This is a genomic window from Paenibacillus sp. FSL H7-0703 (assembly GCF_038003485.1).
Lineage (GTDB): Bacteria > Bacillota > Bacilli > Paenibacillales > Paenibacillaceae > Paenibacillus > Paenibacillus polymyxa_B.
The window spans coordinates 3,364,774-3,391,496 of the sequence record NZ_JBBOPF010000001.1; the positions used below are offsets into that span (position 1 = coordinate 3,364,774).

The 26,723-nt window shown below is 45.0% G+C and carries 23 protein-coding genes and 2 pseudogenes; 11 read left to right on the forward strand and 14 right to left on the reverse strand.

What is annotated here, in order from left to right; all coding sequences use genetic code 11:
* The first annotated feature begins 142 nt into the window (after nt 1-142).
* Nucleotides 143-2,095 (forward strand): annotated as a pseudogene (locus MHB46_RS14810) (BglG family transcription antiterminator).
* A 164-nt stretch (nt 2,096-2,259) separates the two neighbouring features.
* Nucleotides 2,260-4,239, forward strand: a complete 1,980-nt coding sequence (locus MHB46_RS14815; RefSeq protein ID WP_341162694.1) for a PTS fructose transporter subunit IIABC — start codon at nt 2,260-2,262, stop codon at nt 4,237-4,239.
* An 86-nt stretch (nt 4,240-4,325) separates the two neighbouring features.
* Here MHB46_RS14815 and MHB46_RS14820 read toward each other — a convergent pair whose 3' ends face one another.
* Nucleotides 4,326-5,225 (reverse strand): DMT family transporter, encoded by a 900-nt coding sequence (locus tag MHB46_RS14820; protein ID WP_341162695.1) that lies wholly within the window; start codon nt 5,223-5,225, stop codon nt 4,326-4,328.
* A gap of 109 nt (nt 5,226-5,334) precedes the next feature.
* Between MHB46_RS14820 and pdxR the strand changes: the two genes are divergently transcribed.
* On the forward strand, nt 5,335-6,708 hold the full coding sequence (gene pdxR, locus MHB46_RS14825) for a MocR-like pyridoxine biosynthesis transcription factor PdxR (protein ID WP_341162696.1): 1,374 nt from the start codon (nt 5,335-5,337) through the stop codon (nt 6,706-6,708).
* A 105-nt stretch (nt 6,709-6,813) separates the two neighbouring features.
* On the opposite strand, the pseudogene MHB46_RS14830 reads toward pdxR, so the two are convergent.
* Nucleotides 6,814-7,589 (reverse strand): annotated as a pseudogene (locus tag MHB46_RS14830) (phosphatidate cytidylyltransferase).
* Between the two features lie 233 nt (nt 7,590-7,822).
* Between MHB46_RS14830 and MHB46_RS14840 the strand changes: the two are divergent.
* Nucleotides 7,823-8,365, forward strand: coding sequence for a hypothetical protein (locus MHB46_RS14840; protein WP_341162698.1), 543 nt, complete (start codon nt 7,823-7,825; stop codon nt 8,363-8,365).
* 18 nt (nt 8,366-8,383) lie between these two features.
* Here MHB46_RS14840 and MHB46_RS14845 read toward each other — a convergent pair whose 3' ends face one another.
* Nucleotides 8,384-9,274 (reverse strand): diacylglycerol/lipid kinase family protein, encoded by an 891-nt coding sequence (locus MHB46_RS14845; protein ID WP_341162699.1) that lies wholly within the window; start codon nt 9,272-9,274, stop codon nt 8,384-8,386.
* Between the two features lie 138 nt (nt 9,275-9,412).
* On the opposite strand from MHB46_RS14845, the gene MHB46_RS14850 reads away from it, so the two are divergent.
* Both MHB46_RS14850 and MHB46_RS14855 read left to right on the forward strand, forming a co-directional pair.
* Nucleotides 9,413-10,279: an SDR family oxidoreductase gene (locus MHB46_RS14850; RefSeq protein WP_341162700.1), complete on the forward strand. Its 867-nt coding sequence runs from the start codon at nt 9,413-9,415 to the stop codon at nt 10,277-10,279.
* 293 nt (nt 10,280-10,572) lie between these two features.
* Nucleotides 10,573-10,911 carry a zinc ribbon domain-containing protein YjdM gene (locus MHB46_RS14855; protein ID WP_013312677.1) on the forward strand — a complete coding sequence of 113 codons (339 nt, stop codon included), beginning with the start codon at nt 10,573-10,575 and terminating at the stop codon, nt 10,909-10,911.
* A gap of 42 nt (nt 10,912-10,953) precedes the next feature.
* Here MHB46_RS14855 and MHB46_RS14860 read toward each other — a convergent pair whose 3' ends face one another.
* Nucleotides 10,954-11,709 carry an AIM24 family protein gene (locus MHB46_RS14860; RefSeq protein ID WP_068939217.1) on the reverse strand — a complete coding sequence of 252 codons (756 nt, stop codon included), beginning with the start codon at nt 11,707-11,709 and terminating at the stop codon, nt 10,954-10,956.
* A gap of 250 nt (nt 11,710-11,959) precedes the next feature.
* Between MHB46_RS14860 and MHB46_RS14865 the strand changes: the two genes are divergently transcribed.
* Nucleotides 11,960-13,012, forward strand: coding sequence for an LLM class flavin-dependent oxidoreductase (locus MHB46_RS14865; RefSeq protein WP_134902742.1), 1,053 nt, complete (start codon nt 11,960-11,962; stop codon nt 13,010-13,012).
* A 102-nt stretch (nt 13,013-13,114) separates the two neighbouring features.
* Here the strand turns inward: MHB46_RS14865 and MHB46_RS14870 are convergent, their stop codons facing one another.
* The 5 genes from MHB46_RS14870 to MHB46_RS14890 form a co-directional block, all read right to left on the reverse strand.
* Nucleotides 13,115-13,624: a DUF1036 domain-containing protein gene (locus MHB46_RS14870; protein WP_341163749.1), complete on the reverse strand. Its 510-nt coding sequence runs from the start codon at nt 13,622-13,624 to the stop codon at nt 13,115-13,117.
* Nucleotides 13,625-13,704: 80 nt separating this feature from the next.
* A complete protein-coding gene (locus MHB46_RS14875) occupies nt 13,705-15,213 on the reverse strand; it encodes an aminotransferase class V-fold PLP-dependent enzyme (RefSeq protein WP_341162701.1) in 1,509 nt (502 codons plus the stop codon).
* A 134-nt stretch (nt 15,214-15,347) separates the two neighbouring features.
* Nucleotides 15,348-15,824, reverse strand: coding sequence for a DsrE/DsrF/DrsH-like family protein (locus MHB46_RS14880; protein WP_341162702.1), 477 nt, complete (start codon nt 15,822-15,824; stop codon nt 15,348-15,350).
* A 122-nt stretch (nt 15,825-15,946) separates the two neighbouring features.
* Complete coding sequence (locus tag MHB46_RS14885) at nt 15,947-16,762, reverse strand: NAD(P)H-binding protein (RefSeq protein ID WP_341162703.1); 816 nt, start codon at nt 16,760-16,762, stop codon at nt 15,947-15,949.
* 69 nt (nt 16,763-16,831) lie between these two features.
* Nucleotides 16,832-17,278 (reverse strand): MarR family winged helix-turn-helix transcriptional regulator, encoded by a 447-nt coding sequence (locus MHB46_RS14890; protein WP_165178206.1) that lies wholly within the window; start codon nt 17,276-17,278, stop codon nt 16,832-16,834.
* A 233-nt stretch (nt 17,279-17,511) separates the two neighbouring features.
* Here MHB46_RS14890 and MHB46_RS14895 point away from each other — a divergent pair, with 233 nt between their 5' ends.
* The gene (locus tag MHB46_RS14895) at nt 17,512-18,474 is read left to right on the forward strand and encodes a radical SAM protein (protein ID WP_341162704.1); all 963 of its coding nucleotides are present in this window, start codon (nt 17,512-17,514) and stop codon (nt 18,472-18,474) included.
* A 161-nt stretch (nt 18,475-18,635) separates the two neighbouring features.
* On the forward strand, nt 18,636-19,610 hold the full coding sequence (locus MHB46_RS14900) for an aldo/keto reductase family protein (RefSeq protein ID WP_341162705.1): 975 nt from the start codon (nt 18,636-18,638) through the stop codon (nt 19,608-19,610).
* Between the two features lie 6 nt (nt 19,611-19,616).
* Here MHB46_RS14900 and MHB46_RS14905 read toward each other — a convergent pair whose 3' ends face one another.
* The 5 genes from MHB46_RS14905 to MHB46_RS14925 form a co-directional block, all read right to left on the reverse strand.
* A complete protein-coding gene (locus MHB46_RS14905) occupies nt 19,617-20,000 on the reverse strand; it encodes a hypothetical protein (RefSeq protein WP_341162706.1) in 384 nt (127 codons plus the stop codon).
* Between the two features lie 198 nt (nt 20,001-20,198).
* Complete coding sequence (locus MHB46_RS14910; protein ID WP_341162707.1) at nt 20,199-22,139, reverse strand: ABC transporter permease; 1,941 nt, start codon at nt 22,137-22,139, stop codon at nt 20,199-20,201.
* On the reverse strand, nt 22,129-22,890 hold the full coding sequence (locus MHB46_RS14915; RefSeq protein ID WP_341162708.1) for an ABC transporter ATP-binding protein: 762 nt from the start codon (nt 22,888-22,890) through the stop codon (nt 22,129-22,131). Before MHB46_RS14915 ends, MHB46_RS14910 begins: the two co-directional genes overlap by 11 nt.
* Nucleotides 22,891-22,992: 102 nt before the next feature.
* A complete protein-coding gene (locus MHB46_RS14920; protein WP_341162709.1) occupies nt 22,993-23,997 on the reverse strand; it encodes a sensor histidine kinase in 1,005 nt (334 codons plus the stop codon).
* Complete coding sequence (locus MHB46_RS14925) at nt 23,990-24,685, reverse strand: response regulator transcription factor (RefSeq protein ID WP_341162710.1); 696 nt, start codon at nt 24,683-24,685, stop codon at nt 23,990-23,992. The genes MHB46_RS14920 and MHB46_RS14925 overlap by 8 nt, the downstream gene beginning before the upstream one ends.
* A 219-nt stretch (nt 24,686-24,904) precedes the next feature.
* On the opposite strand from MHB46_RS14925, the gene MHB46_RS14930 reads away from it, so the two are divergent.
* Both MHB46_RS14930 and MHB46_RS14935 read left to right on the forward strand, forming a co-directional pair.
* A complete protein-coding gene (locus MHB46_RS14930; RefSeq protein WP_341162711.1) occupies nt 24,905-25,534 on the forward strand; it encodes a YfbR-like 5'-deoxynucleotidase in 630 nt (209 codons plus the stop codon).
* Between the two features lie 175 nt (nt 25,535-25,709).
* The gene (locus tag MHB46_RS14935) at nt 25,710-26,696 is read left to right on the forward strand and encodes an aldo/keto reductase (RefSeq protein WP_341162712.1); all 987 of its coding nucleotides are present in this window, start codon (nt 25,710-25,712) and stop codon (nt 26,694-26,696) included.
* Nucleotides 26,697-26,723: the final 27 nt, after the last annotated feature.

Genomic DNA, 26,723 nt, shown 5'->3' on the forward strand with positions numbered 1-26,723 from the left:
CCTCTTTTCATTATTCTTAAATTTGGCGGCCACCATGCTTTAAATGTACTACTTGGAGTATACTTAAAGTCAACACAAAACCAGCAAAAATATAGCTCGAAATGCCCTGGACATTCTTTATTTTGGAAGATGGGAGAATGGAATGAATAAAAGGCAAATGGAAATTTTACGCATGTTGTTAACTGAACCGGACCGGTTGTGGTTAGCGCAGGATCTGGCGGATCTGACCGACTGCTCTGAAAAGACGATCCGCAACGATCTGAAAGTAATTGAAGATTATATCGTTAAGCATTCTGATGCCAATCTGGTGAGAAGGCCGGGACGCGGCATTTATCTGGAGATGGGTGAAGCGGATCAGAATGAATTGTTCCATCGACTGTATGCGGACGAGAGTACAGCCCAACATGAGTCGGATGAGGAAAGGGTGCTGCATCTCGCCTATCGGCTCTTGATGAATGCCAAGCCTGTGACCATCCAGGATCTAGCTTCACAGTATTATGTGAACAAGACGGTGATCCGTAGAGATATGGAGAAGATCGATGGCTGACTGCACAGCTTTGATCTGGCCTTGATTACCAAGCAGCGCGTTGGATTGACCATTCAAGGCTCTGAGAAAAATAAGCGAATCGCTTTGGCGCGGATGAACCAGCTGATTGACAGTCCTGAGTTAACAGGACAGATGATGCGCAAACAGTTTGAATCGCACGAGATTACAACCATAAATCATGAATTAAAAGCATTTCAAAAACGCTATGAGCTCAGCTTTACTGACGAAGCTTTCGAAGCTCTAATGCTGCATATCCTCTTAATGGTCAAACGAACCAAGATGGGACAACCCATTTCGCTCTCCAAGCAGGACATTGCCTTTTTGCAGGAGAGACGCGAATTTACATGGGCTACGTCTTTTTTGCATCAGTTGCAAAAGTTGTTTGCTGTGCCTTTTTCCAAGGAAGAGACGGCGTATTTAACTCTGCACCTGCTTAGCGGGAAGTTCCGTTACCAGCAAGAGGAAAGAACGGGAAAACAAGGTGAGCTGGTAGATAGCCACCCGCTTTTACCTGAGTTGATTGAGCAGTTAGTCCGGCGGATGTCCGAGCTGAATATGATTGCCTTTTCCAAGGACAAGATGTTGTTGAAAGGGTTGAATGTCCATTTATATACGACCCTGAACCGTCTTCAATATGGGTTGACCGTGTCCAATCCTATGCTGGCCGAGATCAAGAAGATGTACCCCTACATGTTCGACCGAGTTATTATTACACTGGAAGAGGTGGGGAAATGGACCCGGCTATCCTTCCCCGAGGAGGAAGCGGCGTATTTAACGCTGCATTTTCAGGCTTCTGTGGAGCGATTGCACCAGAAAGAGAGTCATCCCCAGAGAGCCATCATCGTGTGTCACATGGGCATCGGTATGTCCCAACTGCTACGCACCAAGGTGGAACGTAAATTTCCGGCTGTACATGTGGAGACAACCCTTTCCAAAGCAGAAGTGCAGGACTATCTGGCAGCCCAGGAGGTGGATCTCGTCATTACCACTGTAGATCTCCCAGAGATGAACATTCCGCACATTCTCGTCTCTCCCTTGCTGGATGCCAAGGACGAACGTCGACTGGAGCAAGTGATCCGACGACTGGATGAGCCGGAACATAGGGCAGCAGAAGAATCGGTATTTTTTAAATATACAACACCTTTTTTGGTCTTTCCCCAGCAGGAAGTGCAGCATCCGGAACAATTGATCTCCAAGCTGGCGCAAATACTGGAGGACAAAGGATATGTGGAGCCTGGTTATGTGGACAGCGTACTGGAGCGAGAAAAAATGTCGGCCACGACGATTGGGGGAGGCATAGCCATCCCGCATGGCGGTTCTGAGTGGATAAGGCAGTCCTCTATTGTAATCGCTACTTTGAAGCAGCCGCTTACCTGGGGAACCGAGAAAGTAGAGCTTGTGTTCTTGCTTGCGATCAAACAGGATGGGCGGGAAGAAATGCGCCAGTTATTTAAGGAATTGTCCCTGATCAGTGAGCAACCTGCTTTGGTTCATGCCTTATCTAAAGAGACCAATGCGATGAGATTATTAGGGAGAATGAAGGGATAAACTAAAAAGCTGTGCTCTGGAACAGGACTTATAGATAAGTCCTGTTTTTTGCCGGTATAATTCCTTTTTTCCGAAAGTTCCGGTAAAAAGTTCGTCCGATAACAGCAAGATAGGCGTTTATACTATCAATGTAAGCGGAAACAACAGAGAGAAGGGGAATGACTATGAAGATACTGGCGATTACCTCATGTCCTAACGGAATTGCACATACGTATATGGCAGCTGAGAATCTGCAAAAGGCAGCAGCAAAACTGGGCGTCGAGATGAAGGTCGAGACACAAGGCTCCATTGGAGTCGAAAATCAACTGACCGAGCAGGAGATCCGTGAGGCAGATGGCATTATTATTGCAGCGGATAAAACGGTGGTTAAAGACCGCTTCGTCGGTAAGAAACTACTGGTCGTTGGCGTACAGGATGGCATTTGCCGTCCAGAAGAATTGATCCAGCGGGTGATGAAGGGTAATGTACCTGTGTACCAAGCAGAGTCACGTTCTGCCGAAGGTAGCTCACAGGAGAACAAACCGAAACAAAATCCCATCTACCGCCACTTGATGAACGGTGTATCCTATATGGTACCCTTCATCGTCATTGGGGGATTGCTCATTGCCATTGCGTTGACGATTGGCGGTGAGAAGACACCAGGCGGTCTGGTTATACCGGACGGTTCATTCTGGAAGACGGTTCAGGATATCGGTTCGGCTTCGTTTACCTTTATGATACCGATCCTCGCCGGATTTATCGCGATGAGCATTGCAGATAGACCGGGGCTTGCACCGGGTATGATTGGCGGATTCATTGCTGCGAACGGCAGCTTTTATGGAAGTGAGGCGGGGGCTGGATTTATCGGCGGCATTATCGCCGGTTTCCTGGCCGGTTATGTTGCACTTGGGATTCGGAAAATCAAGGTTGGCCGAGCATTACAGCCGATCATGCCTATAATTATTATCCCTGTATTGGCATCGTTAATTGTTGGATTAATCTTTGTCTTTGTAATCGGTGCTCCAGTCGCACAATTGTTTGAAGCTTTAACAGGTTGGCTTGCAGGTATGCAAGGTACAAGCTCAATTCTACTGGCATTGATTCTAGGTGCGATGATCTCCTTTGATATGGGCGGCCCTGTGAACAAAGTCGCTTTCTTATTCGGTTCGGCCATGATCGGCGAAGGAAATTATGAAATTATGGGGCCAATTGCCGTTGCGATTTGTATTCCGCCGATTGGGATGGGACTTGCAGCGATGATCAACAAACGTAAATTTGCACCTGCGGAACGCGAGGCTGGGAAGGCAACATTCACAATGGGGTTGTTCGGTATTACCGAAGGTGCAATTCCATTCGCGGCGCAAGATCCACTGCGTGTTATTCCTAGTATCATGGTAGGATCCATGGTCGGTTCAGTCATTGCGATGTTGGGGAATGTAGGTGACAAGGTAGCTCACGGTGGACCGATTGTAGCTGTACTTGGTGCAGTGGACCATGTGCTTATGTTCTTCATCGCCGTTATTGTCGGCGTAGCTGTATCGGTTGTCCTGGTGAGCCTGCTGAAAAAAGATATTGCAGTAACTGTAACTCCAGATGTTGCTGGGGAAGCTGGACAATCTGCGATTACTACAACGGCCGCTGCGGAGTCATCTGCATCAACAACTGTCACAAATAACGGGCCAGCCGTATCTTCGCAAGCCATTCACATTGAGAAACTGACGGATATTGTAACAATGGATCTGATTAATTTGGATCTGGAAGGAACGACACGAGATGCTGTGGTTGATGAAATGATCGGAGCACTTGAGAGAAATGGAGCCGTAAGCTCTGCCAGTGATTTCAAACAGGCGATATTAGCCAGAGAGGAAGAAGGCTCCACAGGCATTGGAATGAATATTGCCATTCCTCATGGCAAATCGGAAGCGGTCCTGAAGCCAAGCGTGGTCTTCGGCATCAAGCAGGGCGGTGTTGACTGGAATAGTGCAGACGGAAGTGAAGCAAAACTGATCTTCATGATTGCCGTACCGCGCAACAGCAAGGAAAATGCGCATCTGAAAGTATTGCAAATGTTATCGCGTAAGCTGATGGATGATCATTTCAGAGAAGCGCTCCTGGCGGTTAAAACGAAGGAAGAAGCATATCAATTGCTGGATCAGGTGCATTAATTCATGCGATAAGATCTTGAATCAAAAAAAAGAGGCTCCCGAAGTTTTAGCCGGGAGCCTCTTTTTTGAGAAGGTCTTTGCGTAAGTCAGCGGCGTTCACCGCGTGACATGAGCATGATGCCCAGAAACACAAAGCCTGCACCAGCCAGATGAGCAAATGAGAAGGATTCACGGAGGATGATATAGGACAGCAGCAATGTACTGACGGGAATACAACCCGTGTATACAGCTGCTGTACTAGCCGGTACTCTTGATACACCCCGAAACCATAATACGTAGCCTAATGCGGTGACAAAGATACCATAATATAAGACTAGCCCCATCTCTCCTACACCAACGTGGTTAAAGTTGAACTGTTGGGCCTCCACAAATGAACAAGCCAGGAACATGAAGAATGAAAAGAGTGTTATATACATGGTTCCAAGCAGGGAAGAGACATGGCTGGATAGCATCTTGCGTAACACTGTCAGTGCCGCTTCTCCGAACACAGCAGACAGAACAAGCAACATGCCAATGAACGAGGTTGCGTTGGGAGCATTGAACCAGAGCGCCGATATGTGAGGCACTTGCAACGACAAAACACCGATCAGAGAACAGGCAATCCCGAGACCGGGGCGGAGCGTAATCTTTTCTCTCAGCAGCACATACGAAAGAAGTGCAACGATAGCTGGGGTTAAGCTAGTTAAAATTCCGCTTTCGGAAGCAGAGGCGTAGGTCAGCCCGTACAGCATTAGGACGCGGAAGAGAAACATGCCGATCAGGGCCTGAATGAACAGGATTAAGGCATCCCGTTTGCCGATCCTTAGTGAATATTTCTTAATGAATACAATGGGTACCAAGAACAGAAGGGCAACGGCCAGACTGGCAGATTGCGATAAAAAAACAGGCAGCCGCATCACGACCAGTTTACCGACTACCACAGAACTGCCAACAATGGAGGTTGCGATCACTAATTCCATGTAAGTCGAAAAGGTTGGTTTGTTCATTTTATCTCACCTCTTGTACAGATATTGATATATACTGTAGCAATAGAAACGGGGCACTTGTAGATCCAGTTGAAGAGGTTTTTGACAGTACCGCTTGAGGGGGCGACCTATGTGGTTATCTATCGATAAGAATGTGACAGTTCCGATGCTGCGTCAGGTGTATCAAGCGATACGGGACCGTATTTTAGCCGGAGAACTGCATGCAGGATATAAACTTCCTTCGACTCGGGTGCTGGCCTTACAGTTGAATGTTTCCCGGAATGTTATCCTCGAAGCTTATGAAATGCTGCTAGCCGAAGGCTTAGCCATTGCGCGCTCGGGTTCAGGTACCTATGTAGCGGAAGGGGCCGTCCTTCCAGGTTATGTATCCGCACCGCCTATCGAGGCGTCTGCGTCTGCAGTGGAATCTGCATATTCAAATGAGATGTCGGTAATTTCCTTCCGGACAGGCCTTCCTGCATTGGAATTATTTCCGCGCAAATCATGGGCTGACTTGCTTCAGAGCGTATGCAAAGAGGCTCCTGATCTGGCACTAGGTTATGGCGATCCTGCTGGAGAGCCTGAGTTACGCAGGGAGCTGGCCGACTATTTGGTTCACACCAGAGGAGTGAAAGCCAGCCCGGAACATATTGTAATCACTAGCGGAGCAGTACAAGCGATTCAGCTTGTCACCCGTCTGTTACTGTCAGCTGGAGACGAAGCCCTGGTAGAGGAACCGACAAATGAAGATTTAAAAAGCATTCTGGCGGCCACAGGAGCCACATTGCGGAGTATGCCTGTTGATGATTCGGGAGTTATAACAGCCGATCTGCCGCAAAAGAGACACCCCAAACTGGCATATCTGACACCCTCGCACCAGTTCCCGCTGGGGGGTATCTTGCCGATCCAAAGGCGGATCGAGCTTATTCAGTATGCAGCCCGGACAGGATGTCTTCTGCTCGAAGATGATTATGACAGTGAGTTCCGGTATGACGGGGCGCCCGTCCACTCCTTGCAGAGTCTGGACCCAGAACGGGTGCTATATGTCGGGACGTTTAGCAAAATATTGTTCCCTGCGCTGCGGATCGGCTATATTGTTCTTCCCTCGTCACGAGTCGCTGATTTTATCCGTTTAAAGCAACTGGCGGATTACCAGACAGCGAGCCTGGAACAAATTGTGTTGAGTCGGTATATCAGGAAGCGACTCCTTCATAAGCATGTACATAAGATGAAAAAAGTGTACGCCAAGCGTCGTCAGGTCCTGCTTGATAGCCTGGAACAGCATTTTACAGGGCAATACCGGATATGTGGCCGATCGGCTGGTTTACATTTGGTAGCAGAGTTTCAGTTCCCACTCCGAGAGAATTTGCTAGAACATCTCCGTAGCGAAAATGTATTTGCGGCACAGCTCGAAGGGAATCGACTGCTAATGGGCTACGGGCATCTAAAGGAAAATGAAATTCGTGAAGGGGTTAGCAGGATTAGGAATGCCCTGCTACGGTAGTACACTCAAAAGCAGCCTATCCTTAGGTGAGGATAGGCTGCCCTTTTCATAACAAGATATCGTGTTCCATGATCACTGTTCATACGAGGTTTGAGCCATGTAATCCTACATAAAGTCAAAAAAATAACGGATTACATGAAAAAAGACGGGCGAGGTGTAGGTCAAGCTATCCACCCGGCTTAAATAGCTTTTTTTCAAAGCATCGAACTTATCATCATCACCGATTAATAAATCCCGCTTCAGTACGGAAACCGTTAAGCTGCCGAAGAAACCGCTCAAGCTGATCAGCATACCGAAAATAATTCCAAATTTCAGGTCAAACGGCGTCAGGTAGGGATAGATGAAATAGGAAGCCGCTATAGTTACGGGAAAAGCGAGTGCAAAGCCTTCCCAAGTTATATTGGGATTGGATGTCGGGACGATTTTCCGCTTTCCGAAATAGAGTGATGCTAGATAGTGTACGACATCATTGAGCTGCGTCAGTACCACTAGAAAAAGTACAAGTTTTGCTCCGTATTGCGGAGTAGCAAACTGAAAATAGGCCAGATGACTCAACCCGAAAACCATCAGCATGAGTCCCCATTGGGTCGAGCTGACACTGCGCAAAAACCAACCGTTCCTTTGTTGATCAATCGCGGAAGCGGTAGCAGCAAGAATACATAGATAGGGATAAAGACAATAAACATTCCGTACCACCCGATATAAATCCAATAAAATTGTACGGGAATCGCCAAGTATGCCCATAGAAACAATCTGCGATCAGCTTTTCTGGATCTAATCATGGAAAAGTATTCTTTTAGCGCAAAAAAGGTGAGTGCCATCAGGGAAAGCAGTGAAACAATCGGATTGAAAAGAGTTGCCAAGCAAAAGATAAAGAACATACCCCACCATGTCTTGATGCGAAGCCCAATAGCTGTATAGTCTTTGTCTGGCTGTGTTTTGACTACTACTATGTAAATCAGATGGATGACCAATAAGGCTGTAAAAATAAGGATTAACGTAAATAGCGAACTGTCCATTACCACTCACCAACTTATCGCGAAATAGGGTTCCATTAGGGTTCCTATGTTATTATGAAGGAATAATTCAAACTTGATAAGGGGAAATTTCGTAAATGGTAGCAGATCAATCCGTCTTTATCTTGCTTACGAATACGGGAACGTTTCTTACGAGAGTCATTAAAAGCTATACGAGAGCGCCATACAATCACGCCTCCATTTCCTTCAACCGGGAACTTTCGGAGTTATACAGCTTCGGGAGAAAGACCCCGAATAACCCTCTGGATGGTGGTTTCGTGAAAGAGGATATTAAGACAGGTACATACAGCAGATTTCCGAATACAACATGTGTTATCTACGAGCTTCAGGTAACCGACCGTGAAGTTGAAAAAATGAAGCGAGTTTTACATGTATTTATCCGAAGTCGCCAAAAATATATGTATAACTTACTGGGTTTGATTGGTATTGCACTCAAAGAACCAGTCGAGTTCAGCAATTCTTATTTTTGTTCCCAATTCGTTGCGGAAATTTTACAGCGATCCGGCATAAAAATATGGAACAAACTGCCCGCTCTTGTTACGCCAGATGATTTTCGTCAAAGTGGTCGATTCCATTTGATCTACGAGGGAAAATTGAGCGAGTATGATCCTCAAGCTTGAGGACCAGCACCGCATTACTTAAACCTCTTCCGGCACAATTACCTCGATATGACGCGGTAAAATACCAAGCTCGATAGGCAAAGACGGCCCTTCCTCACCATCTACATTCGTACTGACCGGTTCTGCGGAGCTGACACTTACATGCTTTGCGGTAAAGTAAACGATATCACTATGATCCTTCAGGTTGCCTAAAAATAAGGATATGCTGGCCGTCACGGTGTTCAATATATTGAGGTTTTTGAAAATAAAGCAGTGAAGCAGACCATCGTCAACAGCCGCATCGGGCGCCAGTTTCTCGAATCCGCCAACTGAGTTGGTTAACGTAGCCAAAAGGAGTGGAGATTTCCCTTCCCAGCTCTTGTCATCATAGCGGACGATAAGTGAGTGGGCAGGATGGCTGATAAGCTCTTTCATGCCTTCTTTGAAGTAGGCAAACGTGCCAAACATGGATTTATCGTCTGATGATACAGCTGAGAGCGATTCAGCAAGCGAACCTGTGGCAACCACATTGGCAAACATTCGGCCGTTTAAGAGGCCCATATCTACGTTTTTCACGCGGGCAGAAGTCAGTGTACGGATCGCCAGCTCAGGACTTAGCGGAATTTGTAAGGCACGGGCAAAATCATTGACTGTCCCAAGGGGGATGACACCCAGCCTTGGACGGTGGTCTTGATCAATGAAGCCGTTGATGGTTTCGTGAAGTGTGCCATCCCCACCGATGGAAACGACTAGGTCACAAGCTTCCTCACACGCATTAACGCAAAAACGGGTGGCGTCCAGTTCCTTTGCCGTCTCTTTAACCGTAACAACGTATCCTTGATCACGTAGAATTTCTTCTACGCTTCTGACATGTTGGAGGGATTCCTCTTTGCCAGAAGAGGGATTTACAATGATCATAGCTTTCTTCATATACAGGTTCCTTTCTCTGGGGAAAGTTTGGGTTACCCACTCTTACCCGAAAAGCAGACCTTTAGACTCTAAATTAGACATGTGTTATATTTTTAGTTACTATATAAAAGTGAATACAATTTGAATGGAGGATTTCATATGAAAATCGCATTAACAGGAGCAACGGGGCAACTGGGTTCCATCGTGGTAGATACGTTGCTTACATCCGTCCCCGCAAACGACCTTATTGTTAGCGTAAGAAATCCAGAAAAAGCAGAGAACTTACGGTCTCGTGGTGTTGACGTTCGTCATGGCGATTTTGATAAACCGGAGACGCTGGATCAGGCGTTTGCTGGAGTAGACCGATTGCTGATTATATCCGCAGACGGGGATAATGATACTAGAATCCGTCAGCATAAAGCGGCTGTTGATGCTGCTGTACGTGCTGGAGTAGGCTTCATCGCCTATACTAGCGCTGCCAATGCCGCTGACAGCACTCTATTCCTTGCGCCCGTACATCGCATCACGGAGGAGTTCATTCGCGAGTCAGGTATTCCTTACTCCTTCTTGCGTAATAATTGGTATCTGGAGAATGAGGCAGGCACGATCCAATCCGTACTCGCGGGGGCTCCTTGGCTAACCTCGGCAGGGACCGGTAAAGTAGGTTGGGCTACCCGCGCAGATTATGCGCAAGCAGCTGCAACCGTTTTGTCTGGCGAAGGGCATCAGAATACAATATACGAGCTCTCCGGTAAGCCGATTACCCAAGAAGAGTTTGCAGCGGTACTTGCTGAGGTTCTGGGCAAAGACGTTCCTGTACAGCAGGTGGATGATGCTACGTATGCCGAGGTTATGCTCGGTGCGGGAGTCCCGGAAGGTGCAATCCCTATTGTGGTCGGTATTCAACAAGCGATTCGTGAAGGAGCCTTGGATGTCGTAAGCGACGATTTCGAGAAGCTGTTGAAACGCCCCCTTACGCCGCTTAGCCAAGGAATGAGTGAACTGATCAAGCAAACCCAAGCATAATAAACGTACCGTAGAGTACAATTTCAACATATGATACTGCTTATGACTAAAACGGATGCTGCCTAGAGAGGTCAGCATCCGTTTTAGTTACATGTTCACCCTCGGGGTATTTTCAGAGGCAGGGCGCTTATGTATCGGTACAAAACTCAGATTAATTTTATCCATGAGTGGAATCGTGACTGTTTATCCAATATACTTGTAGGGAACTCCAAGGGAGACTTGGAGCAGGCTTGGTCTATCAAGGAAGTTTAGCATAGCAGTAGAATTTGAAAATGAATGGAGTACATAATACCATGTCTAATTTACCAAATTGTCCTGAATGTAATTCAGAGTACACTTATGAGGATCGCAGTCTTTTCATTTGCCCGGAATGCGCTCATGAGTGGTCTACCGAGTCAGAAGCAAGTAGTGAAGACGTAAAGGTCGTCAAAGATGCGAATGGTAACATTCTGCAGGATGGTGACTCTGTAACGGTCATTAAAGACCTTAAAGTGAAGGGAAGCTCATCCGTCTTGAAAATCGGTACCAAAGTAAAAAACATCCGTCTGGTGGATGGCGATCACGATATTGACTGCAAAATTGATGGTTTTGGAGCAATGAAGCTAAAATCGGAGTTTGTAAAAAAGAATTAAAATGCAAGAAAGGAGAAGCCGAGGGCTTCTCCTTTCTTATGTTTATAATGGTGCTAACCATACGGTTCCTGTTCCCCTGTACACATTTACTAGCCCTTCGCCGGAAGCAGCCGAGCCCATTTTGGTTTTCCCGGATTTTTCGACGGTGAACTGTAAGGTATTGGACCACATGAGGGCGAAGTTACCATCCACCTTCAGCACATCATTTTGCAATTCTATAACGACCGCTTCTTCGGAAGGGATCGGCGCTTGAAGTGCCAGCACTCCTTTTCCGCGGGCGCTTAAATTAAATAACCCTTCTCCACCCAGTGCAGCAGAGGAAAGATTACTACGTGCAACGACGGATATGTCTAGCGTCGTGTCACAAGCCAAAAACAAGCCGTCTTCGATGGCAATATCATCATTGTCCACATCAATAAGCCAAATATATTGGTAGGTAGGCTCCAGCATGATGGTACCCGTGCCTTTATAGTGTGGTTTAATGGCACCTGTCCCGGTTACAGCACCGGACACCAAGTTTCGCATTAAGCCTCCAACGCCTTTTACACCGGTAGTCATTTCCATGCTACCCACAGTATATTGCATGGCTCCCGCCTTCATCATAATCTCACTATTGTTGATTTCGATCATGAGCTGTTTGCGGCGCATATTACTTTTGCTCATATAGTAATTGTTTTTCGCAGCCTCCACCGAGGTAGAACTCAAATCTGTTATGTATTCCAGTACCGTAAATCCGCCTAATTGGTCAGTGATGGCAACATTGCTGTTATCCTTTAAATTGTTAATGACAAAAGCCATAAATGTATGTGCCTCCTTGTTGTATTCATGTTGTGGGATGGGAATCTTCTTTATTCCATACAATATTCGACAAAGAGACTTCTTTTCCTGCGGCGAATCTAGACACTTCCCTTGGCTGGTTTTCAGACTCAGAAAAAGAGAGCTTGAAAAAGATGCAAAAAAGGTTCAATATAAAGATATCGGTTTTTAAAATGATTGGCTTCGAAAGCAGCCGTATGAGAGTAGGGCATGAAAATAGGGGGTAGAACAAGTGGAGATAGGGATAAGCACGTTTGTAGAAACAACGCCGGATCCCCAAACGGGTGAGGTCATCAGTCATGCACAACGAATACGTGAAGTTGTCGAGGAGATTGTGCTTGCAGATCAGGTAGGGCTGGATGTGTACGGCGTGGGGGAGCATCATCGTAAAGATTATGCAGCATCTGCTCCGGCTGTTATCCTCGCTGCTGCTGCTGCGCAGACCCAACGAATTCGGTTAACCAGTGCAGTTACGGTGCTTTCATCGGATGATCCCGTACGTGTGTTTCAGGATTTTGCTACACTGGACGGCATTTCGAATGGACGAGCTGAGATTATGGCAGGCCGGGGTTCTTTTATCGAATCGTTCCCGTTATTTGGGTATGATTTGGATAACTACGATGAGTTATTCGATGAAAAGCTGGAGCTATTATTGAAAATACGGGAATCCGAGAAAGTTACCTGGAAAGGCGGACATCGGCCGGCAATCAACAATTTGGGCGTGTATCCGCGTCCAGTTCAAAATCCGTTGCCCGTATGGATTGGAAGTGGGGGCAATCAGGAATCTGTGGTTCGTGCAGGCTTGCTCGGATTGCCGCTGGTTCTGGCGATTATTGGGGGTAGTCCTGTACAGTTTGCCCCGTTGGTGGAACTGTATAAAAAAGCCGCTAGGCATGCTGGTCATGATGCATCGCTGCTTCCGGTTGCATCACACTCACATGGTTTTATCGCAGAGACGACTGAGCTGGCAGCGGATAAGTTCTTCCCTTCCACCCAACAGAGCATGAATGTGCTTGGGCGTGAACGGGGTTGGGGTCCTTACACTCGCTCCAGCTTCGATGCCGCACGCAGCTTTGAAGGAGCGTTGTATGTAGGCGATTCCGACACGGTTGCCAAGAAAATCATCCATCTGCGTAAACAGGTAGGCATTACACGTTTTCTGCTCCACGTACCCGTCGGGACGATGCCGCATGATGATGTCATGAGAGCTATTGAGCTATTGGGAACAGAGGTAGCACCACGGGTGCGTGAAGAGATATCCAAGTGGGAATCCGAGAGTAAATAAGCGGGTTACCTCATAGATAAAAGAGAAAGGAGCAGGCCATGGGGGTGAGGTCGCTCCTTTTTTGGGTTCTAAAAAACTATATGTGAGCTGATAGATCGTTTTTTATTTTGTCCGTTTTTTATGCGTGATGCGTTTCTGTAATTGAGGCTTGCCTTGTTTTAGTCTCTTAGGTGTTGCAGGAACTCTGCGCAAAATAGGTTTCTCTTGGGTTGCTTTGGAAGGCAATGTCATGCGGAGTGTGGAAGATGCAGGTTTTCTTTGACTGCTGCTCGTTACAAAGTTGATAGTATAGTCGAAGACGAACGGGCTAACTGCGATTCTCCGCAGTCCCACGCTTCTACAAGTGGTACAGCCTGTATCCCAGCACCAATTGAAGGCATTCTCAGGAACTTGAGTGAAGTATGTCCCCCTCCATTCGCGTCCAAAATCATCTTCTGCGTAATAAAAGAATGTATTGCCTCCTGCGTAGCCGCTCCACAACTGAACAGTCTGTCCGGGGTTAACGCGGTACCAGCCTGTTTTAGAGTAGTTAACAGGAGTACAGCTGAAGTCCGGGTAGGCAAAGACTACAAAGATAGCCGCATTAGTACTGTTGCGAAAATTGAGACCCATTGTCGTCACTTCTTTCCTCATATAGTAATTTACAGTGTATCCTATGAGAGTTTTGAAAGAAGGGAATGGACAGGAGTCTCTTAATCGCTAAAATTGAACCATTTGCTGATGTCTATTTTGTGATGTTCATTCATAGATTGCCATTCATTCGTATCTGGTTGATAGATATAATCTTTTTGCCAGGTCGTGATGTTTTCCACGATTGCTCGTATGGAAGAGGCGATATAGGAGACCTCCTGATTCGTCATCATGGGATGGAGCGACAGACGCACCCAGCCCGGTTTTCGAGATAAGTCTCCCGCATGGATTAGGTCTGTCATTTGTTTAGATGTTTGTGGGTCGATGCCCAGCAAATAATGTCCGTAGGGGCCGGCACAAGAGCAACCGCCCCGGACCTGAATGCCAAACCGATCATTCAATAGTTTTACAATCAGGTTATAGTGAATATGGCCGACAACGAAAGAAACGATTCCCATTCGTTCTTGGCTGCTTCCTCCTAAAATGTGTAGCCCTGGTATGGTACTCAAGCTCTTTAGTAATAATGATGTCAGTTCCTTTTTGCGCTCCAACAGACGCTTCTGTCCCATCTGTTCTTTTAGCCGAATGCAGAGCGCGGTTCGAGTGGCTTGTAGAAAGGCAGGCGTCCCTCCATCCTCACGGGCTTCAGCATTATCTTTATACTCGTATCCACCCCAAGGATTGGTCCAGCTAACTGTGCCCCCTCCGGGCTGATCTGGAGCACAATGGAGGCACAGCCTCGAATCCATAATTAAAACGCCGCTTGTACCGGGACCCCCAAGAAATTTGTGGGGTGAAAATACAATCCCGTCCAGTTTCTCAAGCGGATCTGTGGGGTGCATGTTGATCTCGGCGTAAGGTGCGCTTGCCGAAAAATCAACGAAACAAACGCCACCATGTTCGTGCATTTTGCGGGCTAGCTGGTAAATCGGTACCTCGAACCCTGTAACATTGGAGCAAGCGGTAAAGGCGCCGATTTTGATAGGGCGATGCCGGAATTGAAGCAGCAGTCGTTCGAGATGAGTTGGATCGACAATTCCGCCGGGACCTGGAGGAAGACACACAACGTCTCCAATGGTTTCTGCCCAGGAAATATGATTGGAATGATGCTCCATATGTGTAACGAAAATAACGGGGCGATCTTTTTCGGCAATGGGGTAGAGGGGCTTTAATTTTTCATGTATTTTCAATCCTAACAGCCGCTGAAGCTTATTCACTGCACCTGTCATACCTGACCCGGCGAACAGGATGATATCATGTTCATTGGCATGAACGTGGCCCTTAATGATTTGTTTCGCTTCTTCATAGGCTTGGGTCATCAGAGTTCCTGTCAAATTAGACTCCGTATGCGTATTCGCCACAAAAGGGCCTAATTCTTTTGCTATTTTCGACTCGATGGGTCCATACAGACGGCCACTGGCTGCCCAATCCGCATAAATCAGCTTTTTTTGCCCATATGGAGATTCAAAGGTCTGGTGATATCCGATTGTACTTTCGCGATACCTTTGGAAATAAGCCTCGTTAGAAGGCTGATACCTACAATTACTGCTTCCAATTCGAGCCATGAGCATACGGCGCCTCCCAAGTCGTTCTGTCTTCTTAGGGTACGTAGGTAGGTCCGAATGGGTTAAAAAAAATAGGCGAGTGTCATCATTTAGTCACAATAAAAGCCTCATCCAATAGCCGGATAAGGCGCAAGTCTATCCTATATAAACAACTGCATATCGGATTCGAGCGCATCTTTTAGATACGTTTTGGCCTCGATAATTTCCAGTTCAGGTATAAATTCTTCCGGTTTAAAACCCATAATTTCGACTGATAGCTTACAGGCATAAAATTTTACATTTTTCTTTCGCGCTCCTTTCAAGAAATGAATGAGCTTCGGGGCTTCATTATCTTCGATCATTTCCGTCAGCATCAGCTTGCCAAGGCCGCTAAAATTCATTTTGGATAATGGCAGCTCTTCAGGTCCTTTTGGAGTCATCCAGCCCATGATTTTCTCGTAAATCGTCTTATCCTCAAGCGTCATCTTCTCGGGATCACGAACCAGTGATAATCCCCAGAACGCAAAAAACATCGTCACATCCACATCCAGCTCCCGAGCTGTATTCGCCAAGATCAGTCCAGCCATTGCCTTATCATAATCGCCGCTGAACATAAGCAGATTCATCCTTTTATCCACAATTCCCGCCTCCATTACCAACAGATATATTCAGTATGGATTTCGGAATGAGAACTATGCCCAGTTCACATATTGATCACAATTTATGGAGTGGGTGTTGGCAAGAAAATTAGCGTTGCTTTTCATATGGAGATAAAGGGCCGGATGCTTTCTTTCAGTGAAGTGAGCGGACCACCGATCAACTGTTCCAAATCATCCGACGTGGAGCGCGTATCTATTTTGCCTAAAAACCCAAATATCCAATTTTTGATTTGGGGGTTATGACAGAGGGAGACGGATATGCCTGTAAGCTCGGTCAAAGCTGCTGTCAAATCTGAAAAGGCCCAGGGACTGGAAGAGGTCAATTCATATTTCTTGTTCTTATGGTGGTCTGGATCGGATAGCACTGCTGCAATCCCTCTGGCAAGATCCCAACGCGTGACAGTGTTAAACTTCCAGTCCCCAGGGTAGATATCGAGTGCGCCCTTCGCTATGGCGGTGTTTAGATCGAGAGTTTTGACAAAATCGGTATACAAAGCGTTCCGTAGAAAAGTGTAAGGAATTCCGGTAGTACAAATGGCGTGTTCTGTAGCCAAATGCAGATTGGAGAGGGGGATGGAGCTGGCTTCAGAAAAGGCAAAGCTGGTGTATAAAATGTGTTCTACTTCACATTTTTTAGCTGCTTCTATGATATGGGTATGTTGACGAATACGAATCGTATCGTCGGGATGTGAACTTGAAATCAACAACAGTTGGGAAGCATCCGCGAATGCTTGCTCAAGTGAATCAGGTTGATCGTAGTCACCCAAGCGTACTGTAATTCCCTGTGCCTCATAGTGTTTTCCGGTTTCAAGGTGGCGAACACAAGCGGTAATTTCATGAGGTGAGACTTTTTGCAGGAGCTGTTGTATGATTAAGCTCCCCAATTGACCATTGGCTCCAGTAATAACGATCGACATGGAATATCATTCCTTTTATACAAATGAGATTTTAGTTAACGGCTTAACAAATTGAGTAAAAAAGCTGTATTACGTCCTCTTTAATTTGTTGAGCAGGGAAAGGAGCTGCTTCAATTCCTGATCATTCAACACCTGCATTTTTTCCTCAATCCTCTGCCGGTTTTCGGGTAAATTACGCAACAGGAGGCTTTGCCCTTCGATTGTGATAGAAATTACTGATTTTCTGCCGTCCATGGGATGGCCTTCCCGGCGAATGAACCCTTCGTTTTCGAGCGGGGTGAGCAGCAGGCTAATATTTGATTTGGTGACACCGATCCTTTGGGCGAGCACAGATGGGAGAATTGTGCCTCCTTCCTTCATGATTTCAACCAGAATTCGAATTCTGGCTCCATTGGTTCCCTTCGAATGCCAGTATTTTTCTGAGACATCAACTAATCCAGCTGTCGTTTCCACCAGTGAAAAGAAAACCAGAGAATGCAGCGGCAAATCAAGTACGTAATCCTGTAGATCTTTCAAACGATCACCACCATAAATGTAGTTAAGTGCTTAACTAATATGAATTTACTAAAGTTCGGCAGTGCTTGTCAAATTAATTTTTTTAGCTCTGATAGGCGGATTCCAAGGTCGCTATCGCTGTTGTATCTGTTTGGCCCCGCCGTTACCAATGTCATATCTACAAACCGCTCCTATTCTGTATAATCTCAAGGGGATTCAAGACTTAAGCCTGAGATTGGGAGGATCATGAGAAAGTGAGTATAGAGAACAAATATAAAGCACTTGAACTGGAAAAGCCGGGCATCTACGAGCTGGAGGGACTGGAAGTCGGGGTCACCTCTAATTGCAACTTCAAGTGTGATTACTGCTGCGCGTATCAGCGGAACGATGGGCAATGCATTAGCAGCAAAGAAGTCATTGATATTATCGATGACATTCCAACGTTAAAACGTGTGCGACTGTCCGGGGGAGAAGTGACCTTGAAGTATGAGGATTGTCTGGACATTGTGGCTCACTGTTCGAGCAAAGGAATCGCTACCCAGCTCAATACCAATGCCAGCTTGCTCAGCCCTGAACGAATTGAGAAACTGCGTGATGCAGGTCTTTCCAACATTCATATCTCCTTCAACTTCACGGATGCCGATAAATATGCAGCCTATTATCATGTTCATCCTCGCATGTATGAGAAAATCGTCCAAAATATCCGGTTATGTACCGAGGCCAAGCTGGAAACGGTGCTGGAGACGTTGCTGTTTGCGGAGACGCAGAACAACATGCCAGCTATCAGCGAAAAGGTATATGAACTCGGTGTGCGCATTCATGAAATCCAAAACAGCATTGTGATGGATCATACCAACTGGAACGCTATTTCTACCAAGGAAGCGCTCGTTCGTTCCGTTCATGACCTGATTGCACATAAAAAAGATGATACTGTATTGTATTTTACCTGCATGGATCGTTTTGCAGAAGCGCTGGGCTTCCAGGAGCAGCCGGGTGTTTATTTTTCCAATTGTGTTGATGGTAAAAAACAGCTCCATCTTCACGGGAACGGGGACATCCTGATCTGTGAGCTATGCCATCCTGTGGTCATCGGCAATATTTATAATGGAACATCCCTAAAGGATATTTACAAAAATAAACCGAAGCAGCTTCAGGAGTTCCTCGATAAACTGCCTTGTCCTGCATATGATGCGCTTTTTCCTGTAGGAAGCAAGTAGACATGATTTGAGATTGTGAGACTAAAGCATCTACCACCCTAACAGTCAGGGTGGTAGATATCCTTCATATAACTCCAAGAATCCTTCATTAATGATTTTAATGAAAGGGTTTACATGTTAAAATATAAAAATATGATCTTCTTATGAAAGAAGGAGTAGATATGAAATATAGAAATGTAGGCAACAGTGGTCTTAAAATTAGTGAAATCGGTCTGGGGAGCTGGTTGACGTACGGTACAGCCGCCGAGCAGGAAGCAGCTCATACCTGTATTGCCAAAGCCTTTGAACTCGGGATTAATTTCTTTGATACCGCGAACGCGTATAACCGGGGAGAAGGCGAGAAGGCTATGGGAGCTGCCTTGAAGCCTTATCGAAGAGATAGCTATGTATTATCTACCAAGGTGTACTTTCCTATGGATTCCGGTCCCAATGACAGGGGACTGTCACGCAAGCACATTATGGAGCAATGCGAAGCGAGTCTGAAGCGTCTTGGTACGGATTATATCGACATGTACTTCTGTCATCGTTATGATTCGGATACTCCTTTGGAAGAGACGCTGCGAGCGCTCGATGACCTTCAGGCTCAGGGTAAGATTCTGTACGCTGCTGTCAGTGAATGGAGTGCTGCCCAGCTCATGGATGCTTATGGGATTGGAAAAAGGCTGAATCTGCGCCCGCTGATTGCCAATCAGCCGATCTATAATATGTTCGAGCGTTATATCGAGCATGAAGTACTTCCGGTATCCGGGCAGGTAGGCATCGGCCAAATTGTATTTTCGCCTCTGGCCCAAGGGATCCTCACGGGGAAATACAAGCCTGGACAACCTTTACCGGCGGGTAGCCGCGGGGCTGATGCCTCTGTCAATAATGTCATTAGCAGTTACATGAACGATACCGTTCTGAACTGTGTCCAGGAGCTGGATAAGCTGGCGAAGAACTTGGGTGTTACCCTGTCACAGCTCGCGCTTGCTTGGATTCTGAGAGAACCGGGTATCAGCGCTGCACTTATTGGGGCTACTAAACCGGCACAAATTGAAGAGAATGTGAAAGCAGTCGAAGTGACGCTGCAACCGGAGACATGCGCGGTAATTGAGCGAATTCTGAAGCAAGCAGAGGGTTTTGAACCTTTGCGTTAAGCATTTTTAACTTGCTTCAAGCATGGCATAAATACCTGAACCCACACTAAATACAATCCCGCTTACTAAAACAAGGATTTGCTTCTTACTGAGATCCAGCGGATCAAAAAAGATGGGTAATAGCCATTTTAGGGTGATGACAGACCATAAGCCCTCCAGTAACCCTAGCATCAACACCTTTTGTCCCCAGTGAAACTTCATTTGCGGTGTTAGCGGACCTGCTAGCATCAAATCACCTGAGGCACGGATATTCCAGAAAACGATAACCATGAATACAACAAGGGTTAACAATGTGGACATAATATAGGTGATATCCTTTTTAGCCTCTCTGGTGAGCTTGGGCGATTTTTTAAACTCAGGCAAGCCAATCAGGAAAAAAACGATTCCCATAAAAATAGCCACGCCTACAGAGGAACCAAGTATGATATTGGCTAAGATGCCGATGCCATTGATGATTAATAATAAAATAAGCTCTCCCCCTTTGGGGTTACGATGATAGTTATTTTATTGTACATGTAGGAACGAAAATGCTCAAATATTTGAAAAAGCCCCAGCACTTTCGCCTGGGACTTTTTTGCTTTTTACCAATTACAATGCTGATTTAATGACCTTTTTATAATACAGGATGGATAGTATCCCAAAAATGGAATATAAGGCGGTGTACAGCACCATAACGATGATCATAGGCATCCAAATTTCAGTTCCAAACAAGAACCAGCCGGATTGGACGGCGAAATAGCTATGTGAAAGGCCAATCACTAATGGGATGCCGAAGTTAAAGAGTTGTTTTATTTTAATGCCTCTAAGCAGGTCACTTTGAGTGAACCCTAACTTTCTTAACACGGTGTAATTGGCTTTTTCGTCTTCGCTCTCATCCATTTGCTTAAAATAAAGGATACAGCCTGATGTAATGAGAAAGGTGAGTCCTAAAAATCCAACTACAAACATGATCACTCCCATGTTCCGCTTCTGATTGCTGCTCATTTCAAGGCGTGATGTTTGTTGATCATTAAAATCCGCAGCTGCAAAGAGACGATTCGCTTCTTCAATCTGTTCTGCATTTATCATATCAATTCCAATATATAAGGATGATTTCTTTTGAATCTCAGGATTTACATCTTTCTTTAACCGCTCAAATATGGTTTCGTCTACAATGGCAGTGGGTAGTCCCCCGGCTGTAAAATAGTAGGGAATCACATACTCCTTTTTTAGACCCAAATATTGTTGAGGTATGACTTCTGTTTTCCCTTTCAAATCTAAGGGTCCAAAGTCTTTCAAGGACATGAATTTCTGTAACATATCATTATAGCCCGTTAAAACCGCTTGGCCTGGAGATACATCCGTACCCTCCACAGATTGGTCGCTTACGACAGGCAGTGTCATGGAATCCGTACCCTCATTTAATTGTTCCAGAGGAGTCTCCATAATTTGCGCTGTCTTCACACTGACTTGAATCACTTCAATTTTCTTTTCACGATACTTTATATCATGCTCCTGAAGTAACGTTTTGAATTTCTCAGCATCCGGTTCATTCGTCATTGCAAAATGGGAAGGTACATTGTCCTCAGCTGATTGATCCGCAGAATAATAGGCGATATAGCTTAAGGAAAGTAAACCGATGGCAAGTGCCGATACTGTTGTAATAATGGTCAACAACAAAGCATTGGATTTCATGCGGAACATAATGGATGAGAGAGATAGCACCTCATTAATGTTCAAATAGCCGCCTTTACTTTTTCTGATGATATTGGAAATAAAGCGGATAGATCCTTTATAAAAAAGTAGTGTTCCGATGATGACAGTGCCCAAAATAAACACCATAGCCATAAACAATTCATTCATGGATGTAAAGTCTCCGCCAAATAATTTGGAGGAAACATAGTAACCTAAAGCGATGAGAGAGATGCCAATGATCCCGATGATCATCTCATAGATCGTTATTTTCTTGATTTTCCCTTCGGTGGTTGAGTTCACTCTGAACAAAGACAAAATACTTTGTCTTTTGATAAAGGAATAATTCATGAGCATGATCAACAGGTAGATGATGCAAAAAACGATGAGTGTTTGAATAAGTGCTTGGTTAGAGAAATATAGAGTGGCAATGGCTTCGACGCCCGTCGTTTTAAATAAGATCATGATCACTAATTTGGAAAAGGAAAATCCAACTCCGATTCCAATAAACAGGGAACTGAAGTATAGAATTAAGTTTTCAGCACTCAGGATGCGAAAAATTTTATTTTTGGTCATTCCGATCAATTGAAATAGGCCAATTTCTTTACTGCGCCTTTTTATAAAGATATTATTAGCATATAAAAGGAAGATGCAGACAATGGCGACCAGTAAAACGGAAGCTGCCCTTATGGAAGCTGCACCTTTAACAGAACCCTTCACTTCGTCCATGGAAGGATCGTATTGTAATGTGACGAAAGCGAAATAGAGCGCAACACTAAAAATGAGAGCAAAAACATAAAGGTAATAATTTTTCAGGTTTTTTTTCAAATTCTTTAGAATGAGCAGATTAATGTTCATATTGGACCCCGCCTAAGACCCCTTGGGTTTTCATGATATCCTGGAAGAAGCTTTGTCTTTCCTGCTCGCCTTTATGAAGCTGCGTATACATCTGCCCATCCTTAATAAAAATGACCCGACTGCAATGGCTGGCTGCGACAGGATCATGCGTGACCATAATAATGGTCGCCTTGCGTTTTTGGTTCAACTGGCCCAGCTTATTTAATAAATCGGAAGCAGACTTGGAATCCAGCGCACCCGTAGGTTCATCGGCAAAAATAATACTGGGCTCATGAATAAATGCTCTGGCCGCAGATGTACGCTGTTTCTGTCCACCCGAGATTTCATTGGGGTATTTGTCCTTGAGCTCATAAATTCCCAGTTCTGTAGCTACTTCCTGAAATTTTCGGTTGGCCTCTTTTTTAGGCGTTTTGGTGATGGATAAGGGCAAGAGGATGTTCTCCTTCACGGTTAGCGTATCCAGCAGATTATACTCTTGAAAAATAAAGCCCAAATGCTGTTTGCGAAATTCAGCCAGTTGCTTTTCTTTCATTTTCGTCATTTCGATATCATTGATTTTAATGGACCCTTGGCTCACTTTATCAATAGAGGAAAGAACATTCAGCAGTGTGGTTTTACCTGAGCCGGAGGCTCCCATAATACTGACAAATTCCCCTTCTTCAATGACGATATCAATTCCCTTCAAAACCTCCTGCATATTTAACTTATTACCGTAGCTTTTATGAATTTTATGGGCTTCTAAAATATTCACTTCGATGCACTCCTTATTGTTCTTGTAGCCTTATTATAAAAATAGAGCCGATGTTTTTCCTTTGATTGGGCGAACAATGCATAAAAGCATGTGACATCTCTGTCACATGCTCACCATGCTCACGAAATCATTTCGTTTGGGAAAAATTAAAGTGAAGGTTGTACCCACGTTCGGTTTGGAGTGCACATCTATATGTATGAGCAAGGACTGGGCTGCCTTTTTCGTTAAATATAACCCCATGCCCGTTGAAGTATGATCAGAATGTTGGGTTGTGGAGGTAAAACCTTTCTCAAAAATACGGGGTATATCCTTCGGATCAATACCGCGCCCAAAGTCTTGGATCTCAAGCTGTATTCGATCCCTCTGTTCATAGCTGTGAATGATAATATCACTGGCATCGCTATATTTGATGGCATTAGTTAAGAGCTGTCTGATGATAAAGGCCAACCATTTGGCATCACTCAGCACTTCCATGTGCTCCAATTGGATGTCAAAACCGATCCCTTTTTGGATGCACCATGACTGTAATGCTTTGATTTCATTAAAAACCAGAGATTTTAAATTCACTTGCTCGACATACAGATCATTTTCAATAAAGGATATGCGTTTGTGATGGAGCTGCTGATCCAGCAGTAAGTGGATTCGTAGCCATTCATAGGTTAACTGAGCTTTTAGGGGCTTATCGTCCAACCGCTCAATCATCAAATGCATGGTGGTCAAAGGCGTTTTTACCTCATGAATCCAGGATAATAGTTCATCTTTTTCATGTTCAAGTGTCAATTGATTTTGCGAGATGATCTGTTGTAACCGTTCGGTCTGGTCAGTGATTTTTTGTTCAATGATTTGCTCAAACGGACTCTCCGGTTCGCCTATACCCGTTAGTTCAAGAGGGCTCCTCCATTCTTCTAGTGTTATATAGAATTTGGTTTCCTTGGGATAGCGAATGATTAAAAAAACCAAGAAAATCATCATGGATAAGAAGACGATATAAAGGATGGGCATTAACGGAATTGCTGCATCCACATAAGCAATGAACAGGATCAGAAATTGCTGGCATACAAACAGTAGAATCCAGCTCCGCCTCTCTATAAGATATTTTTTAATCATAGGAAGGTGCCTCTTCTGTAGCCATGTAGCCTTGCCCGACTTTCGTTTCAATGAAACGGCCCAAATCCAGCTCGTCTAATTTTTTACGCAGGCGGTTCAAGTTGACGGTCAGGGTATTGTCGCTGACAAAACGTTCATCATCCCAGAGGCTTTTAATTAATTCCTCTCGTGCGACAATTTTATTTTTTTGTTCGATTAGCAACTTCAAAATAAAAATCTCGTTCTTGGTTAATTCGATGGAGCCAGTCTCATTGGCTACTACATTTTTTTCATAATCGACCGTCGCTCCACACCATGTTTTCAGGGAGACGGGTTCTGTATTGTAATTATATACGCGGCGGAGTGTCGCCTGTAATTTTGCAATGAGTACATCAAAATGAAACGGTTTTTGGATAAAATCATCCGCTCCAAGCTGCATCGACATCACCATATCCGTAGGATGATCCCGTGACGATAAGAAAAGGATTGGGACGTTAGAGTGGGATCGAATCATTCGACACCAATGAAACCCATCAAATTTCGGCAATTGAATATCTATCACGACCAGATCAGGCTTTATCGTTGTGAATTCCTGAATGACTTTATTAAAGTCCTGGATGCCATACACATCATAGTTCCATTGAGTTAACCGATCCTTCATTTCATGGAACAAAGTTTCATCATCTTCAATTAGTAAGATTTTGAACAACGATTTCACCACTTTTTACTTTTTTTTGGTTTTTGGAAAATTCGATTCCAGTCGCTTATTGGATTTTGCAAACTCCTCTTTTATAAAGTGTATAGCAAAAATTGTGTATGTGCTACATGGTGGACTCAACTTGATATAGCGATAATCTACTGTTAATAGTTGAGGTTTATAGTGGGTTTATATTGACTATCTCATATATTTTAAAGGATGGATGCAAAGATGGGAATTCACACGTATTTTCGGTCGCTAAATGAGCTGGAAAGAATCATCCGTTGTCCAGGTAAGTTTAAATTTGAGGAACACAGCGTATCGGCTCATTCCTGGAAAGTGGTGCAATATGCCAAAACGCTGGCTGATATTGAAGAAAGAAATGGTGTCCGTATTGACTGGAAAAAGCTATACGAGATTACGAGCAGTCACGATTACGGGGAAATTTTTATTGGGGACATCAAAACGCCAGTTAAGCATTCCTCTAAGGAACTACGATTATTAATCCAGCAGGTCGAAGAAGGTATGGTTGAGTATTTTATTGAAGAGAATATTCCCGAGGATTTTAAAGCCATTTTTCGCAAACAGCTAAGGGAAGGTAAAGATGATTCTGTAGAAGGGTTAATCCTTGAAGTTGCGGACAAAATGGATCAGGTGTACGAGGCATTTGCTGAGCTTCAGCGGGGAAATACGGAAAAGGAATTTATAGTCATGTACCGTAATGCACTTGTGAAAATCAAGAATATTCAATTACACTGCGTTAATTATTTTTTGGAAAATATCCTGCCCGATATGGTCAAGGAAGAAACGCCCTCATCCATTGATATCAAAAAGATTACGGAAGAAGCCTTAGCTTTGTAAATGAATTCCCCTACCGTCCAGAAGCTACTGAAGCGCTTCTGTTCATACATAATAATTCCCCTTTCAAAACCAGACAAAGCTTGACTTCAAGTTAACTTTAAGTAGTAACATACGGAATGTGACGTAGTGATTAGGAAATGCGATGACTATTCTGACAATTGAGGAGTGATACAAATTGAAAAAGAAACAACTGGGTAACAGTGACCTTCAAGTATCTGCACTGGGTCTGGGCTGCATGGGTATGTCCGAATATTACGGTGAGTTAAATGATCAGGAGTCGATCAAAACGCTTCATCGTGCGCTGGAGCTAGGGATAAACTTCTGGGATACTGCCGATGTCTACGGTGTGGGGAAAAATGAAAAACTGATTAGCCAAGTTTTACGGAGCCGCCGTGACGAAGTGGTGTTAGCTACTAAATTTTCCATTATGCGTGGGGAAGATGGCGCATTTATGGGGGTAAGCGGTCGTCCCGAATATGTAAAAGAGGCATGTGACCGCAGCCTGCAAAGACTAGGAGTAGATGTGATTGATTTGTACTACCAGCACCGTGTCGATCCGAATGTACCTATCGAGGAAACGGTGGGTGCGATGAGTGACCTGGTTCAGGCGGGAAAAGTCCGCTATTTGGGGCTGTCCGAAGCTTCTCCTGGGCTCATTCGACGCGCTCACAAGGTACATCCGATTACAGCCCTGCAAACGGAATACTCTTTATGGAGCCGGGAAGCGGAAGATGAAGTTATACCGACGTGTAAGGAACTGGGCATCGAATTTGTGGCCTACAGTCCACTTGGACGCGGCTTTTTGAGCGGGCAAATTCAGAAGTTTGATGATTTTGCAGAAGATGATTTCCGTCGCTCGGTGCCACGTTTTCAACCTGAGAATTTCCAGAAAAATCTGGATCTCGTGCAGCATGTTAAGGACCTTGCTGCCCAAAAAGGGGTCAAACCTTCTCAACTGGCGTTGGCATGGCTGCTTGCGCAAGAGGGAATTGTACCGATTCCAGGAACCAAGCGGGTTACGTATCTAGAGGAAAATGCAGGAGCCGTCGATGTGGTTTTGTCCGCAGAAGAAATGGAGACTATTAACGCAATCATCCCCAAAGGAATGGCAGCAGGCCTTCGCTATCCTGCAGAGCGGATGCCGAATTGGCAAGCTGAATAATGAAGATAATGAGATAAACCCAAAAGC